This is a genomic window from Paenibacillus sp. HJGM_3, assembly GCF_045062745.1.
Classification (GTDB): Bacteria; Bacillota; Bacilli; order Paenibacillales; family NBRC-103111; genus Paenibacillus_AA.
In genome coordinates, this window is record NZ_JBJGED010000024.1 from 90,709 (window position 1) to 108,832 (window position 18,124).

Sequence of the window (18,124 nt, forward strand, 5' to 3'; positions counted from 1 at the left end):
CTCCTTCGCTAATTGATTTTTACAAGTGCGCCTTGCAGCGTTAATGTGGCTCCGGCTTTGATCGTCATCATCGAGCCCGCCTCGATTTCCACGGTTTGCGATTTCAGCTTGAGCTGCATGGCGCTCTCCATCGCAATTTCATTTTTAGCCGAATCGAACACGACCTTGTTGGAGCCCGATTTATCCGTAATCTCGATTTTCTCGGAGCCGGAGGCGTCGTCGAGTACAATCTTGTGTCCCGCCTTCGTATGGAGCGTTACTTTCTCCTTGCCGCTTTCGTCGTCGAAAATCAGCTCATGCCCGCTTCTGGACTTGATTTTCCGAATGTTGTTCTTCCCGTCCCCGTGCGTATCGGGCGGCTTATCTTCCCCGTTCCAGAGCGAGCCAAGGACATACGGATGCTGCAGATCCCCCATCTCGAAAGCGACGAGCACTTCGTCCCCAACCTCGGGAAGAAAAAAGCTGCCGCGCTCCTTCCCCGCCATCAGCGTGGCGATTCTCGCCCAGTAGCTTTCGTCGTCGCTGCCCCGCCATGGGAATTTCACTTTCACACGCCCCATATTTTCCGGATCCTGGATGTTCGTCACGATGCCGACGGAAACGCCCTGCACCTGATCCCCTCTCGATCCTCCGGGCTGCAGCAAGTCGTACAAGCTCATATGGCGTTCTCCTTGATCTGAAATGTAGTGTGATACCCCGAGGCACCGATGCTGTGAACCGCTCGTTCGATATAGTAGGTTTTGCTGAACCGTTTCCCGAGCCCTTCAAGCCGGATCGTTTTCCCTGGCAAGATGTCCGGAATCCCAATCGTTTCCCCCGTGCCTTTGATAAGGCCTTCGGCATGCTTGTTGAGAATGGACTTGGCCAGAAGATCCGCTTCCTGTTGGGAATACACCGGTTGTCGCACGTTCTCCCGAATCGTTTCCCGGGTCAGTCCTTGAATGAGCTCGCCGCCGCTTTTGCCGGACCGGCGTCCCAGTTCGTCGCCGACTTTGGCCACACCTACGATCTCCTTTTTCGCCTTCGGGTCCCAGCCCCTGACCTCTACCTCGCCGACTTGGCCGGCCAGATTGATTTCCGGGTTAAAGCTGATCAAATTCTGATGCCATCTTAGCGTGACGACCGGTTCGCTGTCTTTGGCCGGCGAGCGGAAAAACAGAGTTTCTCCGAATACGAAGCATTCGTAGAAATTGCGCCGGGCTAAGTCTTGCAGAAACTGGTAATCGCTCTGCCCGGACGGCTTCATCACTTTCGGGTACGTCACCCGGGTGTCGTCTACTGCGCTCTTGAGACCGTAGTCCTGCAGTGCCAGTCTGGACGCGATATCGCTGTGTTTGATGTCATCCCACGAGCGAGGCTTCATGCCTTTCATCAGCAAATGGGATAGATCGAATCCCCCGATCTCCAGCTGAGGTGTACCGCCCGCAGGAAAGCGGGTTTCGATCGAGGTGACGATGCCGACCATCATCAGCGGTTTTGTTTCCGCATACCCCATCCGGATGGTCACTTTCTTGCCGGCGGGAAGGAAGGAATCGATCCATCTCAGCTCTTGCCCGGCCACGTCGAATGCGCTGTTGATCGTAAACGTGAAATGATCGGCTTCGTTCAGGACGTGTTCGACACTGACGCTTACGATCTCCATCCCTTCCCGGGCCAGGTTAATGCCGGCAACCTCGATTTCAAATCCAGGAGCCAGAAAGTTTCCGTATTTCTTCTCCAGCTGCTCGAAATCCATTTCATCACTCCAAAGGAGGAACCTTGATTTGCATGCCCGGCTGCAGCTTGCGGGGATTGGAGATGCCATTCGCTTGGGCAATCAACCGCCATTTGCTTGCGTCTCCGTATTGACTTTCCGCTACCGCCGACAGCGTCATGCCGGACTTGATCGTGATTTGCTTCGTTTTGTCCAACAGTCCGGAGCTTGCGTCGACCTGCTCGGTGATCGTCTTATATTCCTTGAATACGACTTGGAGCGTGGCTCGAACCGGGATGCCGGTGCCGAGAAACATGGTGAAGCGCTGCGACACCTTCTCCAGGACGGCTTTGAATTCGAGCTTTCCCCAAATGAACTTGCATACGGGCGGAGCATGCAGACCGCTGTCAATTTGCATCAGGGAGGTCACTTTTCCCGTATATTTTCTTACGTCTTCGCCTTCTTCGTACGAATCGAACAACAACTCCATCGTCAGCGTGTCCGCATTGCCGCTCACGAATTGCGTCGCCGGCGCGGACTTCCCTGGCAGGGCTACGGAATGGTACTGATTGCTTTTTTCGATCGAATATTCCGTCGGATTGAACAGCACCTTCACCGGATCGCCGTTTGGGCTGCCTTTGTCGTTCAGCGGTTGAATCCAAGCTTTTTCCAAACCCATTTGTTCTCCTCCTGCCCCAGCCGATCTCGGATGGGATAAGCCCGCCATTCGCTAGGGCTTCCGGGCGGTGAGTGCTCATAAGCCTTTTCGTTGTCTTTCGATCGTCAACTTCCGCTCAAGTACTTGATACACTTCCTCCGACAGCCGCCGAATATCGATGGCCGGCGTACGGACGGCTTCCGGAGGCATCGGATCCGGCCAGGCCGGTACCGATGTTCTCGCCACCAATTCATCCTTGGCGAACCGCTCCGGGCTCAATTCCTCATGCTTGAGGCTTGCAGGAGGCTGCGTCTCCCGTGATTTCGCGTATGTAAACGAAGCGGTTCCCCTTCGAATTTCCGGAAAATCAACCGGATTGGCAGCCGGGAGCCGCCCGGCTCGGACAAGCCCTTCCGCCACAGCAGCAGGAGCTTGGTCCGAACCGCCCGCAGGCGTACCCGCATACCGACCGGTTGCAGAATTTAGAATCGTTTCCGATAAGCGGAGCCTAAGCTTTGAGAAGAAATTGACCCGGTTACCCGCAGGTGTTTCCCAGATGGTGCGGCCGGACGAAAGGACCTGATACTTTGTGAAGCTAGTGCTCCATGCCTGTATTGCCGGATTCCTTAGAGGTTCTGCCGCCGGCTGACCTTGCCCGGCTTCAGGAAGATTCCGGATCGGCTCCGCCTTGGATTGCACTTTAGCAACATCACGAGAGCCTTGAAACGGACTCATTAAAGAAACCGGATGAATCGTTGGCGGCATGGTCAGGTATCGATTCGACGTGAATAATCGTTGCGACGTGAATAAGGCCGTCTGCCGCGGGTTCGACTGATCCTTGCCCGGCACGTAAGAAAACCGGTTGCCTGCCGTATCGCGTGTCGGAGTGGTTGCATTCGCGTGCCCTAATCCTGACACGCCTACGGTAAAGATCTCGGTCGGCTTTCGCATAACCAGGGAGACAGTCGAACGATCCCGGTCCTTGGGTATAACCGCTTGAAATCCGCCGAACGTGAATGCCCGTAAGTCCGCGATTTCGATGGCGGGATGAACCGTTCCGGTTCCCCGTCCGGAATGAAGGACATGTCGTTCCACTATCCGTTCCTTTTGGAAGTGAACCCAGCCGCCATGGCGGTTTTTCAGCAAAACGAGATGAGGAAACGCCAACCCTCTCCTGGACCCGGAAGTATATTTGGTTCGGATCTGATTGGCGAAGTCCTCGTGCAGCCTGGACGGTGTCCGGTTGTCAATTGGCGTCACCTTCATCCGTCCTTGCTAAACCCGTTATGGGCCAATTCGATCGTTTCAAAAGCAACGCCGCCTCTTTCCGCCTGGAGCTCGGGTCCATTCCATTTGACCGGATACGCCTGATAAAAATTCCATCTCCATACTTCGGTTCCGTCATAATCCAGCAGCAGAACGGAGCCGCTCTTCCGGTTCACATCCCCGCTTGCGGCATCCCGGTACCATTTCCACAGCGTGTCGGAATACGTAAGTCCCCGCTTCAGCTTCAAATTCGGATATTTCGTCGTTTTGGGAAGCTTGTGAGCGTACCCGTTCACTCCGCCTTCCCGGTACTCTTCCGTTTCGGTTTCCGCTTGAAGGCCGGTAATCTCGGAAAATCCGCCTACGACCAAGCCGTCGATTTCAACCAAAAATTTGAAGTTCAGGAGCGGATCGTTTCTGAGCAGCACTGCCATACGAGCTCCTCTCTAGAGCTTGAACACGTTATCCGGCTCTTCGTTAACTTTGCGGTTGATGGCCGAGATTTGCTCGCACCACTTGACCCGTTCCCGGTGCTCCAGCTGCATAATTTCGTGGTGCGGCCAGTGAAAGTAATAAGCAATGAAGGCTACCTCCTCGTAAAGCTTGTCAAGGGGATAGCCGCTTAAACTTCCCCCAATCCCGTCACCTCGACCATAAACTTGTGATCGCATCGCGGGCATTCCGCTTCGACTCCGGGCAGGCCGCTTTCATTGATCTGCCGGTAAAACTGCTGCAAAAAGGCCAGATCCGCCGAGAACAATCCTTCCACCACGCCCGGATTTATCGTTTGCAGATCTCCGAGCTTCGTAATGACGCGCGACAGCAAAATGATGGTCAAGTACGCCGGATTTTGCTGGACTCTGGGGTCTTTGAGCGGCAAAATTTCATCGGCTGCCGTAGCGAGGCGCATGATGCCTTCCCGGTGAAGGCTACCGTGCTTGTCGACATACCCTTTGGGCAGCGTAAATTCATATTCGGTTACAAAGCTCATTCGGACATCCTCCAGCGATGTTTATTTACGGTGCCTGATTGGGCTGTCAGACTTGCCCAGGGGCTAGCTTACGCGCGACATCCCCTCATGGACGATTTCCAGCGATTCCACGGCGATATCGTTCCCCTTGGCGTTGAAGTCGGGAGCATCGTATTTGCTCGGCCAAGCATTGACGAAATCCCAACGTGCTTTGTCGTTGCCGGCCTCATCCACGACCACAATCGAAATGTTTTTGCGCAGCACATTGCCGCCGGACACTTCCTTATGCCAGTTGTAAATCTCCATGGAGTCCGTGATGCCCCATTTCAGACTGATATTGCCGTATTTGGTCAGTCCGGGAAGCTTGCGCGCGTGCGTAGGCTCATTGCCCTCCCGGTATTCGATTACGTCGATGGTGGAGTCAAAGCCCGAAACGTCGCTGAACCCCGCCTGTTGAATGCCGTCGATTTCCACCCGGAACCGAAAATTTCGGAACGGGTCTTTCCGCTGTCCTGTAGCCATTTTTATGTACCTCCCTTATTTTTGCTGGCAATCTTATTCGATCCAGGTTAAGCTCCGCTCGCGTCCGATCCGCCCGCGACCTGGGCTATGCGGAAGACGACGAACTCGGCCGGCTTCACCGGCGCGACGCCGATCAGCACGATTAACCGTCCGTTGTCGATGTCGTCCTGGGTCATGGTCGTGCGATCGACCTTGACGAAGAACGCCTCTTCCGGCTTGGTGCCCATCAGTGCGCCGTCCCGCCATACCCGGGTTAAAAATTCCGTAATCGTACGTTTCACCCGGGCCCATAGCTTCTCGTCGTTCGGTTCGAACACGACCCACTGCGTGCCTTCGTCAATCGATTCTTCGAGGAAAATGAACAAGCGGCGGACGTTGATGTACTTCCAGGAAGCGTCGCTCGACAGCGTGCGAGCCCCCCAAACGCGGATGCCGCGGCCCGGGAACGCCCGAATGACATTGACGCCGCGCGGATTAAGCACATCCTGCTCCTGCTTCGTAATCTGGAACTCCAGATCGACCGCACCGCGAACGACCTCGTTAGCCGGTGCTTTGTGCACGCCGCGTTCCACGTCGGTCCTGGCATATATGCCGGCCATATGGCCGCCGGGCGGTACGGTGCGCAGCATGCCGGTTTCCGGATCGACAACCTTGATCCACGGATAGTAGTACGCGGCATATTTGGTTTCGATGGAATCGCGCGGCTTAAGCGAATCCAGGTTGGCGGAATTCGGAGGAGCGTCGATAATTGCGAACCGGTCCTTTAAATTCTCGCAGTGTGCGATCAACGCTTCCGTCAAACCGGCTACGGCATTGGAGTCCGGGGCGTATACGACCGAGATTTCATCGATTTCGGCGAATCCGGTCAAGCCTTTACGGCTCCCGGGCACATTCGTGTCCGTTCTTGAGTAATCGCTGAGCGCAAGCGCCGGCTTTCCATCCGCGGAATCCGACCCTCCCGCCAGAGCTGCAATGGCGCTTGCCTTCGGGACGGCCCCCGAATCCCCGCTCGCTTGGGAAATGACGACCAGGTTGGAAATCCCGTTTATTCGCTTCGCATAAAAATCCGGGGACCCCGCGTCGGTGGAGAGATTATCGAAAACTTCCGCAACCGCGGGACGCGGAAGCGTTTTGGAATCCGACTCCGGATCGTATAAGGCCGATACGGTTTGCTTCCAATAAAAGAGGCTGAGTTTAAACCCGCCCAGCGTTCCCGCCGATACTTTGACCGCAATCCGGTTTCCCCAAGCTCCTTCGCCTACCGCTTCCAAGGTGAGGACGTCGTCCTCGTCGTCTTTTAGTTTAAGATCTGCTTTCTCTGCGTTGGCCTTTACGATGCTGCCGATATAGCACCGTTGTCCGCCGTTGTCGAAAAAGCCCTGCACCGCGTAGGGCAAATGTTGGCCGGCGCCAATGTAACCGCCGAACACCCGCTGGTAATCCAACCAGCTCGTTACGAGCCTAGGCGACGTAGGCCCCCGTTCCGTTTGCCCCAAAAAGCCGACGGTGCTCGTTGATACACCTTCGACGGGTTTCCCACCGATTTCAATTTCTTCCACATAAACTCCGGGCGATAAGTATTCCGGCATTTTGGTTCCTCCCTTATGTAACTGGATCATTTATTTAAGCCAAAAGCGTTATTACTCCCATTGACACCGATTGCCCATACACAAGCTCTGCGTCTCGCCGAAAGGGCTGCAGTCCCGATGCTTCGATCACGATCGCGCAGCTGAGCTTGACCGCGTTCATGTTCGCAACGGGAATCACCCACTCCCCGTTCTCCGTCGTTTTGGACTGGATCATCCACGACTCCTCCTGCATATACAGCGGCGTCAGTTCAGAATGTCTGAATCGGATTGGTTCCGCGATAGCGTAGGCATTACTTTCCGGGTAGTCCGGAAGCGGCTCGGAAATTCGGCAAAACTCGCTCTCCGCAAAGCCTGTTTCCCGGATCATGAGAAGGTCGCCGGCTTTAAGGGCTCCCTGGACGTCCCGAAGAAGAATCGAGCTGTCCCCGGCTGCAGCGGTGGCAGCCAGTTTGGCTTTTACCTGGGACTGCGACTGCATGACAACGGCCTGAATCACCACGTCGCGCAATACCTTCCCATCCTCCCTCCGGACGATGCCCCGCAAGAGAGCGGTGTCCTCGGGAAACGGGTACACGGGCTTAGGCAGCAGGGAAATGGTCAATACCGGAACCTCTTCGTCTGAACCCGGTATAGCGACCTTACGCTCTTCGTCGGAATAAAACTCGGAGGTGATACGGACCGTATAGGTACCCGGCTTATGATCGCACAGAATGTATGTGCCTCCGGCATTTTTCACCGCCTGTTCATTCGTCTCCCGCACCCAAACCCGTATGGAGCCGGCCGGCTTTCGGTCCGGGATCAGAGCGTCTTCGAGGACGATAGCGGCGGACAGCTTTGTCACGGAACGATCGATAAGGAAGATAGAGGGTTCGAATGTCATGCTCCGGCCTCGTTTACGGTATAGTTCATCTCTCGGTGCGTTACCCGTTTCGGTTGATGGATGCGTTCCGATTCAATCGCGACAGGAGATACGATATAACAAACGGACGGCTTGAGATTCTGATCGGAGAAAGTATTCCATATCTCGGACAGCTCGGTGAACGAGACGGAGTTGAGCGTAACGCGCAGCTTCTCTCCGCTAGATACCAGCCCGCCTTGCAGATACGGTCCTCCTATGATCGAGTGATCGTACAGCACCTTCATCGCCCTTCCCAGGATCCGATGCTCCTCCAGCGTTCGTTCGGTCAAATCGAGTACGGAGGAATGGACGGTAAGCATAAAGTACAGATCCAGGACGAGCGGGGGAGCTTGAAGCTTTCCGGTCCCCCAAGCAACCGGTTCCTGATTGCGCATATACTCGTTCTCCTTGAGGCCGTACAAAAATATCGTGAGCCGGGTGTTCGGCCCGATCGGGTCCGCCGGCGACTGAAGCCCAATGGAGCTCGGGCCGGCCAAGTCCGACATATGCTCCTGCAGCAGCCGGAGCAGCGTTGCACTCGTGTCGGCTATCACTGTATCTCCGCTCAATTCCGAAACCTCCTCGCGAGACGTGTCAGGACAAGAGCTCGTAATAAGGGCCGAAATGATCCTTCGAGCAAATTTTGCCGGTCTTGTCCATTTCCCTTGCAACCGCACGGATCAGATGCTTCATGCCGATCGCTTCCGATCGTTCCGCCGCCAGAAAAGCGGCCGACAGTACGGCATTTTTGATATGCCCGCCGGAAATTTTGAAGCTTCGGGACAAAAATTCCCAATCGATATCGTCCGCAAGCGGGGCTTCCGCCGGGAACATGGCTTTCCAAATTTCCATCCGGTACTCCTGCTCGGGAAGTGGAAATTCAATGCTAAACTGCATGCGGCGAATAAACGCCTCATCCAGATTGTTGTACAGATTGGTGGCCAAAATGGTTACTCCGTCGTACTCCTCCATTTGCTGGAGCAAATAAGCGATCTCGGTATTGGCATGGCGGTCGTGGGCATCCTTCACTTCTGTTCGTTTGCCGAACAAGGCATCGGCTTCATCGAACAACAAGATGGCGTAACTGTCCTGCGCCTCCCGGAACACTTGTCGAAGGTTTTTTTCCGTTTCCCCGATGTACTTGCTCACCACTTGGGAGAGATCGATCCGGTACAGATCCAGCTCCAACTCTTTGGCAATCACTTCCGCCGCCGTCGTCTTGCCGGTACCAGGAGGACCGTGCAGCAAAATGTTTAATCCTTTGCCCCGGGACAACTTATGTCCAAATCCCCATTCCCCATGAACAATGCGGCGTAATTGAACCTGGACGATCAGTTCCTTCAGACGTTTGATTTGGTCCGCCGGGAGAATAAGATCGCTCCAACTGCCTGCCGGCTTCAATTGATCGGCATGAAGCTGCAGCCGATGGTTCGTTTGCGCGTGACAGGCTTGCAGCAAATCGTCTCTTCCGATCCGCCAGTCTTCGGGATTGCGCCATAGCGCGTACGATCGGGCCGTACGAAGCGCGTCCTGAATACGTCCGGGTGTGAAACGAAACTTCTCGGCCAGCGCCTCGAAATCAATCGATTCTTCGAAGCAGTATCGTTCGGACAGCTGCTTCCACAAGCGATGACGGGCCTTCAAATCGGGGAGTTCGAATGGCACCGGAATGTACGAGATTTCCCCGTCGGACTCCCATGGAATCCGCGATTCCGCGCCGAGTAGAAAAGTAAGCGACGGGAAGCTTCGACTCGATTGCTTAAATCGCTCGATCTCGAGCCGGTATCGGTCCCCCTGGCCAAACAAGGAATCCATATTGTAAAGACATAGTGCGGCGGAATGAAGATAGGCTTCACGGCACAACAGGAACAAGGCATCGTGGAACGAAAGAGGATGATGAAGCATAGTTTGGACGTCCCCAACGATCAACGGAATTCCAAGGTCCCGACATACCGCTTCAGCCAAGCTTTGTTTACCTGACCCTCGTGGGCCGTTCAAACCGAATACGAGCTTTTGCATCAACATTCCGTTTGCATTCAATTGGGTTGCGACCAGCTGTCGCACGCGGTCCGTCAACTGTTCATCCGAGAGCGGCACTAAATCGGCTGATGGCTTGGCGAACCGGGCAGCCGGCTCCAGTCTTGGGTCCAAGTCCCGATGCCCTAACAAAAAATGAATAATTTGCGAGTCCAAATGGAGGGAACGAGTGAGTATGTTAGTGGAGGCGTCCGATTCGGCGAATCGCAAAAGCTGATGCTTCATCAGTCCTGCGTGTGGATGAAAGATCGTGCGGGCGATGACCGGATCCGATGCGGAGGGATCCAGCAGCTTCAAGATCAAGTCGGCGCACGGTTTGTGCCTCGTCACGTCATCCTGCAGGTAGGCGTAAATTTTTTCATACTTGACATTCAATTCGGGGGCCAAGCAAAGGAGTACAATTTGCTCTTCCAATTCGGTAAGTTGAAATCGTTCAGCTATGTGAGGAAGGGCAAGAGGAATATCTTGAAGTAAGCTAAGGGCCCTTTTTTGCTTGATTACGGGTTGAAGCCGTTCCAGCTGTTCCGTTAAGTCCTTCAGCTTCGAAGATTGGGTTCTTGCTTCCAGAGGGTCCGCCAAGTCTGGTTCGGGCTCCAGGAACAAGCGCAGAACCGCTTCTTCCGAGAGAACAATTCCGCGAAACGGGTCCAAAGGATGTTCGGGCAGCTGTCCCGCGCAGCGTAGAACTTGGATGTGGAGGATGAGATCGAGACGCTTGAGTTCGTCGCGCAGATAGTCTGAATCGCTTGAGTAAGGCGCATGCAGCAGATCCGCGGAGCTGCTTCTTCTCCCTGGTAAGTCAGCCATGAAGCGGTTTTTCGACCTCCTCGTGCGAAGCGAATAGGGTTTCATTAACTCGTTCTCGCGAAGAACATAAATATCTTATTACAGAGGAAACCCTATTTGCTATTGGTCCTTTGTTCCAGATGAGGCTTAGGCATTAAAGTCTAATTCTTGTAAAAAGTCACAGGGAATAATATGTATGATAGGTATTAATACCCATTTTAGAGCGTTCCATTTCGATGCAATATTGTCAGGGTCCGATAAAAGTCGTAGGAACCGCCTTCCGGGGTGTCGATCAGCCCTTTTTGAACCGCACACTGTACGCTGTCGGCCGCCCAATCGGGTATTTGCGATAAATAGAGCGCCTTCTCCAGTTGATTGAAGCGGTTTTCCAATTCCGAATTTCGGGCTTGCAGTTCCTCCATTTTTTGTACGAGCTGCTGCAGCATGGTCAGCCCTCCCTCTCTTAATATCACCGTCAAATCAGCTACGTCCGATTTGTACGCTCGCCATAAGGCTTCGCCGAGCAAGCCGTCGATGTGTAGATGATCCCGGATCCAGGCCGTTTGTGCCTCGGTGAATCCGAGCGCGGCGCAATGCCTGTTATCGTGCACCACATCTGTAAACGGGAGCGGACAGGGCTTACCCGTAACGTCATAATGACGCATGACGGCGGAGTCGGCGTCCCATCCGAATTGAAAACACCAATTGGCCATGACCCACACGGCTCGCTTGTACGATTCGCGGAAATTGCCGTCCGCGTTCACACACATCTCATGGCCTAGCGTGGATGCGTTCGGGTACGCTCCGAAGTAAGAGGTGCGGTATGACGCGGCCCCGACGTGATAAGCCATCTCCACCTCCTCATTCAGGCAGGGCAGTGCCGCAAGAATGGTAGTGTCGTCACCCACGGTATGCGCGGAAGCGTAATTGTCCCGTAAGGAGTCAAAATAATTGCGGTTCGCCCAAGCATTCGCCCCGCGCCCGATATTGCCGGTCCAATGTATGACACCCCCCCGGGGGACAATATGCCGTCCGGGTCTTGCCCATGGACTCGAATTAATGAAGGCGTTAACAATCTCATAACCGCCTTCGGACAAGATTTCATCCAGTATCGTTGCGATTTCTAATCCACCTCCTTCCCTCAATAACCGGCACGAAAACCAGTATTCGTCTAATCTATTTCAATTCCTTTCATAAAATGGCAAAGTTGGGTCTTCTCTTCTTAAAATGCAACGTTATGCCTATATTTTCCAATGTATACCTGATACTCAAGTTGCAAATATTTCCTGTTACTTTTGACTCTTTTAATTGATGTTCCGAGGCATAGGGCCTTCGCTGCCTAACTCCAAGCAAAAAAAAAGAGCAGATCAACGTCTGCTCTTCTTACTTGGATATGCACTTTAGGGCTCAATGACGTGCAGCGCGATAAGCGCTTGAGACGCGGCCTGCTGCTCCGATTCCTTCTTGGAGCGGCCCACGCCCTGGCCGAGCAGCTCGCCGTCCAACCGCACCTCGGCAGAGAATTGACGATCGTGGGCCGGCCCCGTCTCGTCGACGATCCGGTATTCCACTGTGCCCAAGCCCCGCTGCTGCGTGTGCTCCTGAAGCCAAGTTTTGTAGTCGGCCACTTGTAGCTGTGCCTCGTCCGGCAGGTCGAGGAAGACGTGCTTCCGGAGGAAATCGCGTACCGCCTCCAGGCCTTGATCCAAATACAAGGCGCCGATGAACGCCTCGAAGACGTCCGCCAGCATAGCCGGACGGGTCCGTCCTCCAGTCAGCTCCTCGCCTTTGCCGAGAAACATGTACGACCCGAACTCCAGCTTCTCCGCGAATCCGCAGAGCGAAGGCTCGCAGACGATCGAGGCCCGCAATTTGGTCAGCTCTCCCTCCGACCGCCTGGGGTAGGCGTTGAACAAAAACTCCGAAACGCCGAGCTCGAGCACCGCGTCGCCCAAATACTCCAGCCGCTCATTGTCCCTCAAATGGAGGGAGCGCTGTTCATTCACATAGGAAGAATGCGTAAACGCCTGCTTCAGCAAGGAGGTCTTGCGGAAGGCGACGCCAAGCGTTGCCTGGAGTTCTTGTAAGTCCCTCAACCGATTCACCGCCTAGTGTTGTTCCATATAGGGTCTGAAGTTCGGCGAATTTTATGCTTCGAAGCGCTTCAATATAATCGTAGCGTTGTGCCCGCCGAAGCCGAACGAGTTCGACATCGCGATACGTACGTCCGCTTCCCGCGCCTGATTCGGCACATAATCCAGATCGCATTCGGGATCCTGGTTGTCTACGTTGATCGTCGGCGCAATCCGGCGGTTCACGATCGTAAGACCGGTAATGACCGCCTCCACGCCGCCCGCCGCCCCGAGCAAGTGCCCGGTCATGGACTTCGTGGAGCTGATGGCGAGCTTATAAGCATGGTCGCCGAACGCGGTCTTGATCGCCGTCGTCTCCGAACGGTCGCCGACCGGCGTCGAAGTGCCGTGGGCGTTGATATAGTCCACTTCCTCAGGCGCGATATCCGCGTCCTTGAGCGCCTTCTTCATGCAGCGCGCCGCCCCTTCCGGGTCGGGATCGGTCATGTGGTAGGCATCGCCGCTCATCCCGTATCCGATCACTTCGGCGTAAATGCGGGCCCCCCGCTTCTGCGCGTGCTCGAGCTCCTCGAGGATGAGAATGCCCGAGCCTTCTCCCATGACGAACCCGTCTCGGTCCGTATCGAACGGCCGGCTCGCCTTCTCCGGCTCTTCATTGCGGGTCGACATCGCCCGGAGGGCGCAGAAGCCGGCCATGCCGGTCGGACGGATCGTCGCTTCCGCTCCGCCCGCGATCATCACATCGGCGTCGCCGCGTTGAATGAGCTTGAACGAGTCGCCGATCGAATGCGTGCCGGTCGCGCAGGCGGTGACCGCCGTGCTGTTCGGCCCTTTGGCCCCGGTCTGCATGGAGATTTGGCCGGAAGCCATGTTCGCGATCATCATCGGGATGAAGAACGGACTTACGCGCTTCGGCCCTTTCTCGAGCAGGATGTTATGCTGATCCTCCCATGTGCCGAGCCCTCCGATACCGGAACCGACGTAGACGCCGGCCCGCTCCGGATCCATATCCGTCTGAATGTTCAAGTTCGCATCCTTAAGCGCCATAAGACTCGAGGCGACGGCGAACTGCACGAAGCGGTCCATCCGGCGGGATTCCTTCTTGTCCATGTAATCGTCCGGCTGAAAGTCCTTGATCTCCGCTGCGATCCGAGTCGGGTACTCGCTCACGTCGAACGCCTCGATCAGGGAAACCCCGGATTTGCCTTCCATCAAATGGTTCCAAAATGTATCCAAATCATGACCAAGCGAGGTCATGACGCCCATACCGGTAATGACGACTCTGCGCTTCATCTAATCCACCTCTCCGACAGAAACCAAATTTATCGTTGCATCGCACCAAGAAGTGCGGATCATATTCGTAAAATAACCGATTCATAGATGTCAAAGGGTTCATAATGGAGAGAAGTCCCGTTATCCGAAAACAACGGGACTTGTCTAAAGTTCTCAAGCCAATTCGTTTTCCACCCCGCACACGGTACCGTGTGATGATGAAATTCTAGGTGTGAGACTTTATGTATTCAACAACTTCTCCCACAGTAGTAATCCTCTCGGCATCTTCGTCAGAAATCTCAAGATCGAACTCGTCTTCCAGTTCCATGACCAGTTCCACTACATCGAGAGAATCAGCACCCAAATCGTCTTTAAAAGAAGCCTCCAGGGTGACTTCGCTCTCTTCGACCCCAAGGCGATCGATTACAATTCGCTTCACACGCTCCACAACATCGGACATCCGGTTCACCTCCTCTTCGATATTATACGAGAATTGCGTTCAAATTGCCAGACCTGTCCTACTCTGTCATTTCTCAGCATTAGCCACCGCGACCTTACATATACATGCCGCCGTCCACATGCACCGTCTGGCCGGTCATATACGAGGCATCGTCGGAGGCGAGGAATCGGACGACCCGGGCGATGTCCTCCGGCTGCCCGAGACGGCTGAGCGGAATTTGCTGCAGCAGCTGCTGCTGCGTCTCCTGGGACAGCTTGTCGGTCATATCGGTCTCGATATAGCCCGGAGCGACCGCGTTGACCGTGATGTTGCGGGATGCGAGCTCTCGGGCGGACGCCTTCGTAAGCCCGATCACGCCGGCCTTCGCGGAGACATAGTTCGCCTGCCCGGCATTGCCCAGAACGCCGACCACGGAAGAGATGTTGATGATGCGGCCGAAGCGCTGCTTCATCATCGGTCTAGTAACCGCCTTGATGCAGTTGAACACGCCCTTCAAGTTCGTGTTCACCACTTGGTCGAACTCTTCTTCCTTCATGCGCATGATGAGGTTGTCCCGGGTAATGCCGGCGTTGTTCACAAGAATATCCAGCCGCTCGAACCGGTCGAGCACTTGCTTGACCATCTCTTCTACCTGCGCGGACGAAGCGACGTCTGCCTGCACCTTGAAGGCGCGGCGGCCCAGCGATTCGATATGCGCGACGACCTCCTGCGCGGCTCTCTCGCTCCCGGCGTAGTTCACGGCCACGTCGGCTCCCGCTTCGGCGAGCGCAATCGCGATCGCGCGGCCGATGCCGCGGGAAGCGCCGGTCACAAGCGCGATTTTCCCTTGTAAAGGCTGATTCAGGCTGCTCATGGACACTTGCCTCCTCTAAGCTTTGATTTCCTCGGCGAATCGTTCGATGGCCTCGAGACTGTTTAGCGTGTGGATCGTAACGTTCTTGTCAATCTTCTTGATGAGACCGCTCAGGACGCTGCCGGAGCCGATCTCGACGAACGTGTCGACGCCCTGCCCAATCAGCCACGAGATGCTGTCCTCCCACAGTACAGGTGCACACACCTGATCGACGAGCAGCCCGCGAATGTCGGAGGCCATCTGCACCGGCCGGGCCGTCACGTTCGCCACGACCGGCACGGAGGCGTCCTGCATCGGCAACCGCTCCAACACGGCAGACAGCCGATCGGCGGCGGGCTTCATAAGCGACGAGTGGAACGGTCCGCTGACCTCGAGCGGGATGACCCGCTTCGCGCCCACTTCCTTCCCGCGCTCAACGATCGCCTGCACGCCCGCGGCCGAACCGGACACAACGATTTGCCCCGGGCAGTTCACATTAGCCATCTCTACCACATGGCCGGCCTCTGTAACCTCCCGGCACAGCCGGTCTAGATCCCCGCGTTCGGCACCGAGCACAGCGGCCATTGCGCCCGTCCCTCCGGGAACGGCGGCTTCCATGAACTCGCCGCGCGCCCTTACGGTCCGGACGGCGTCCTCCAGCGACATCACGCCCGCCACCACCAGTGCGCTATACTCGCCCAGGCTGTGGCCCGCTACATAATCAGGCGCAATCCCGTGACCTCGGACCGCCTCGTACAAGGCGATGCTCGTGGTGAGCAAAGCGGGCTGCGTATTCGCCGTCTTCTTCAACTCCGTGTCGGGGCCTTCGAAGATCAAGCCGGATAACGAAAAGCCCAAAACCTCGTCCGCACGGTGAAACACTTGACGGGCTTCCGCATGCCGTTCGTACGCGTCGCGCCCCATGCCGATCGCCTGCGCGCCTTGGCCGGGAAACACAAAAGCGATTTTACCCATTTGTAGCCGCACCCTCTCCCTGTTCTGACCTAACCTTCTAATTCGTTATTCTCAATGATTGCAGGTTGGAGACGACACCGATTACCAAACGAGGACCGAAGCGCCCCAAGTCAAACCGCCGCCGAAACCGACTAGCAGCACGGTGTCGCCTTCCTTCAAGCGGCCTTCGCGGTTTGCTTCCGCCAGCGCCACCGGAATCGAAGCGGCCGACATATTGCCGTACTTGTTCAAGTTCACCATGCACTTGTCTTCCGATAATTCCAGCCTCTCGAGCGACGAGCGAATGATCCTCAGATTCGCCTGGTGCGGCACGAGCAAATCGATATCGTGCTTGTCGAGCTCCGCCTTGCGGAGCGCCTCCTCGGCGGCGCTTCCCATAATCTTGACCGCGAACTTGAACACTTCGTTGCCGGCCATATAAATATACTGCGAGCCGCTGTCGAGCACTTCCTGGCTCACCGGATGGCGCGAGCCGCCTCCGCTTGACCGGAGCAGCGGACCGCCGGAACCGTCAGCTCCGAGCTCGAAGGAGCGGAACCCGCGGCCTTCCGGTACAGGTCCGAGGACGACGGCACCCGCGCCGTCGCCGAACAGGATGCAGGTGTTGCGATCGGTGTAGTCCGTAATCTTGGACAGACACTCGGCGCCCACTACGAGCACATGCTTGTACATGCCGGTCGCGATGCTGTTCGTGGCATTCGCGAGTCCGTAGATGAACCCGGAGCATGCCGCCGAGAGGTCGAACGCCGCCGCGCGCTTCGCGCCCAGCTTGTCCTGCAGGATGCAGGCGGTCGAAGGAAACGCCATATCCGGCGTTATCGTCGCCACGATGATCAGATCGAGCTGCTCCGCCGTAATGCCGGCATTGCGGAGCGCTTCCTCCGCCGCACGAAAGGCCAGATCCGAGGAAGCCTCCTCAGGAGAAGCGAGTCGCCTCTCCTGGATTCCGGTGCGGGTCACGATCCATTCGTCGTTCGTCTCCACCATCTTCTCCAGATCCGCGTTCGTCAGCACCCGCTCCGGCACATACATGCCCGTTCCCCATACCCCTACTGGCGTAAGATTCATCATTCTCCATCTCGCTTCCCGCTAATTTCCTGACTGATGGCTTGCACCAGCTGATTGCTTACCGCGATCCGCGCCTGGCGAACCGCGTTCTTGAACGCATTGGCGTCGGACGAGCCGTGGCTCTTCAGCACCAAGCCGTTGATGCCGAGCAGCGGCGCGCCCCCATGCTCCGTATAATCGAGTTTTTTCTTGAACTGGGACAGTCCCGGCTTCAGGATCGCCGCGGCCAGCTTCGAGAACAAAGTCTTCGTGAATTCCGACTTCAAGGCGGAGAAAATGGCTCCGGCGGTGCCTTCCATCGATTTGAGCAAAATGTTACCCACGAAGCCGTCGCAGACGAGTACATCGCATTCCGCGTTCAGCACGTCGCGGGCTTCCACGTTGCCGACGAAATGAATCGGCGCTTGCTCCAACAACGGAAATGCATGCTTCGTCAGCTCGTTGCCCTTCATCGCCTCGGTCCCTACGTTCAACAAGCCGACGCGGGGCTTCTCTACGCCGTGCACCTTGCTCCGATAGATGCTGCCCATGATCGCGTACTGCAGCAAGTTTTCCGGCGACGCATCCATATTCGCGCCGAGGTCGAGCGCCAGCACACCCTTGCCGTCCATCGTTGGGATCATCGGCGCGAGCGCAGGCCGTTCGATGCCCGGGATACGGCCGACGATCAGCAAACCGGTGGTCATGAGCGCCCCCGTGTTGCCGGCCGAGATCATCGCATCCGCGGCGCCCTCTCGGACGAGCCTGCCGGCGACGACCATCGAAGCTTCTTTTTTGCGCCGAACGGCCTTCACCGGCTCCTCATCCGCCGCAATCGCATCCGCAGCATGGTGAATCTCGGCGTTCGCAGGCAAGCTCCTTCCCGCCAGGCCGGCCTCGATGCGGGAACGATCGCCCACCAAGATGATATGCGTATCCCGCCATTCGGCGGCCGCCGCAAGCGCCCCTTCGATTACCGCGTTCGGAGCGAGATCGCCTCCCATGGCGTCTATCGCGATTCGCATG

Annotated in this window: 20 protein-coding genes; all 20 read right to left on the minus strand. The window is 56.2% G+C overall.

Features of this window, described 5'->3' with window-relative positions:
- Nucleotides 1-8 precede the first annotated feature (8 nt).
- The 20 genes from ACI5FR_RS23880 to plsX all read right to left on the minus strand — a co-directional run bounded on the left by ACI5FR_RS23880 (nt 9) and on the right by plsX (nt 18,123).
- Nucleotides 9-659, minus strand: coding sequence for a phage baseplate assembly protein V (locus tag ACI5FR_RS23880; protein WP_405459055.1), 651 nt, complete (start codon nt 657-659; stop codon nt 9-11).
- Nucleotides 656-1,735 (minus strand): phage late control D family protein, encoded by a 1,080-nt coding sequence (locus ACI5FR_RS23885; protein ID WP_405459057.1) that lies wholly within the window; start codon nt 1,733-1,735, stop codon nt 656-658. Before ACI5FR_RS23885 ends, ACI5FR_RS23880 begins: the two co-directional genes overlap by 4 nt.
- A gap of 4 nt (nt 1,736-1,739) precedes the next feature.
- Nucleotides 1,740-2,372, minus strand: a complete 633-nt coding sequence (locus tag ACI5FR_RS23890) for a CIS tube protein (protein ID WP_405459059.1) — start codon at nt 2,370-2,372, stop codon at nt 1,740-1,742.
- A 75-nt stretch (nt 2,373-2,447) separates the two neighbouring features.
- The gene (locus ACI5FR_RS23895) at nt 2,448-3,611 is read right to left on the minus strand and encodes a hypothetical protein (protein ID WP_405459061.1); all 1,164 of its coding nucleotides are present in this window, start codon (nt 3,609-3,611) and stop codon (nt 2,448-2,450) included.
- Nucleotides 3,612-3,613: 2 nt separating this feature from the next.
- Nucleotides 3,614-4,051 (minus strand): phage tail protein, encoded by a 438-nt coding sequence (locus tag ACI5FR_RS23900; protein WP_405459062.1) that lies wholly within the window; start codon nt 4,049-4,051, stop codon nt 3,614-3,616.
- 12 nt (nt 4,052-4,063) lie between these two features.
- Entirely contained in the window at nt 4,064-4,288 is a 225-nt protein-coding gene (locus ACI5FR_RS23905) for a DUF6760 family protein (RefSeq protein WP_405459064.1), read from the minus strand.
- A complete protein-coding gene (locus tag ACI5FR_RS23910; RefSeq protein WP_405459066.1) occupies nt 4,240-4,608 on the minus strand; it encodes a phage tail assembly protein in 369 nt (122 codons plus the stop codon). Before ACI5FR_RS23910 ends, ACI5FR_RS23905 begins: the two co-directional genes overlap by 49 nt.
- Before the next feature lie 63 nt (nt 4,609-4,671).
- Entirely contained in the window at nt 4,672-5,109 is a 438-nt protein-coding gene (locus ACI5FR_RS23915) for a phage tail protein (RefSeq protein WP_405459068.1), read from the minus strand.
- 47 nt (nt 5,110-5,156) lie between these two features.
- Nucleotides 5,157-6,698, minus strand: a complete 1,542-nt coding sequence (locus ACI5FR_RS23920) for a phage tail sheath family protein (RefSeq protein WP_405459070.1) — start codon at nt 6,696-6,698, stop codon at nt 5,157-5,159.
- A 34-nt stretch (nt 6,699-6,732) separates the two neighbouring features.
- Nucleotides 6,733-7,578, minus strand: a complete 846-nt coding sequence (locus tag ACI5FR_RS23925; protein WP_405459073.1) for a peptidase associated/transthyretin-like domain-containing protein — start codon at nt 7,576-7,578, stop codon at nt 6,733-6,735.
- On the minus strand, nt 7,575-8,165 hold the full coding sequence (locus ACI5FR_RS23930) for a Pvc16 family protein (RefSeq protein WP_405459074.1): 591 nt from the start codon (nt 8,163-8,165) through the stop codon (nt 7,575-7,577). The genes ACI5FR_RS23925 and ACI5FR_RS23930 overlap by 4 nt, the downstream gene beginning before the upstream one ends.
- 25 nt (nt 8,166-8,190) lie before the next feature.
- Nucleotides 8,191-10,440, minus strand: a complete 2,250-nt coding sequence (locus ACI5FR_RS23935; RefSeq protein ID WP_405459076.1) for an AAA family ATPase — start codon at nt 10,438-10,440, stop codon at nt 8,191-8,193.
- Nucleotides 10,441-10,637: 197 nt separating this feature from the next.
- Complete coding sequence (locus tag ACI5FR_RS23940) at nt 10,638-11,564, minus strand: peptidoglycan recognition protein family protein (RefSeq protein WP_405459078.1); 927 nt, start codon at nt 11,562-11,564, stop codon at nt 10,638-10,640.
- A 255-nt stretch (nt 11,565-11,819) separates the two neighbouring features.
- A complete protein-coding gene (rnc, locus tag ACI5FR_RS23945) occupies nt 11,820-12,515 on the minus strand; it encodes a ribonuclease III (protein ID WP_405459080.1) in 696 nt (231 codons plus the stop codon).
- A 51-nt stretch (nt 12,516-12,566) separates the two neighbouring features.
- The gene (gene fabF / locus ACI5FR_RS23950; RefSeq protein WP_405459082.1) at nt 12,567-13,805 is read right to left on the minus strand and encodes a beta-ketoacyl-ACP synthase II; all 1,239 of its coding nucleotides are present in this window, start codon (nt 13,803-13,805) and stop codon (nt 12,567-12,569) included.
- Between the two features lie 205 nt (nt 13,806-14,010).
- Nucleotides 14,011-14,244 (minus strand): acyl carrier protein, encoded by a 234-nt coding sequence (locus tag ACI5FR_RS23955; protein ID WP_405459084.1) that lies wholly within the window; start codon nt 14,242-14,244, stop codon nt 14,011-14,013.
- Nucleotides 14,245-14,338: 94 nt separating this feature from the next.
- On the minus strand, nt 14,339-15,097 hold the full coding sequence (fabG, locus tag ACI5FR_RS23960; protein WP_405459085.1) for a 3-oxoacyl-[acyl-carrier-protein] reductase: 759 nt from the start codon (nt 15,095-15,097) through the stop codon (nt 14,339-14,341).
- A gap of 15 nt (nt 15,098-15,112) precedes the next feature.
- On the minus strand, nt 15,113-16,051 hold the full coding sequence (gene fabD / locus ACI5FR_RS23965) for an ACP S-malonyltransferase (protein WP_405459087.1): 939 nt from the start codon (nt 16,049-16,051) through the stop codon (nt 15,113-15,115).
- A gap of 81 nt (nt 16,052-16,132) precedes the next feature.
- Entirely contained in the window at nt 16,133-17,119 is a 987-nt protein-coding gene (locus tag ACI5FR_RS23970) for a beta-ketoacyl-ACP synthase III (RefSeq protein ID WP_405459137.1), read from the minus strand.
- Nucleotides 17,119-18,123: a phosphate acyltransferase PlsX gene (plsX, locus tag ACI5FR_RS23975; RefSeq protein WP_405459090.1), complete on the minus strand. Its 1,005-nt coding sequence runs from the start codon at nt 18,121-18,123 to the stop codon at nt 17,119-17,121. The genes ACI5FR_RS23970 and plsX overlap by 1 nt, the downstream gene beginning before the upstream one ends.
- Between the last annotated feature and the right edge of the window lies 1 nt (nt 18,124).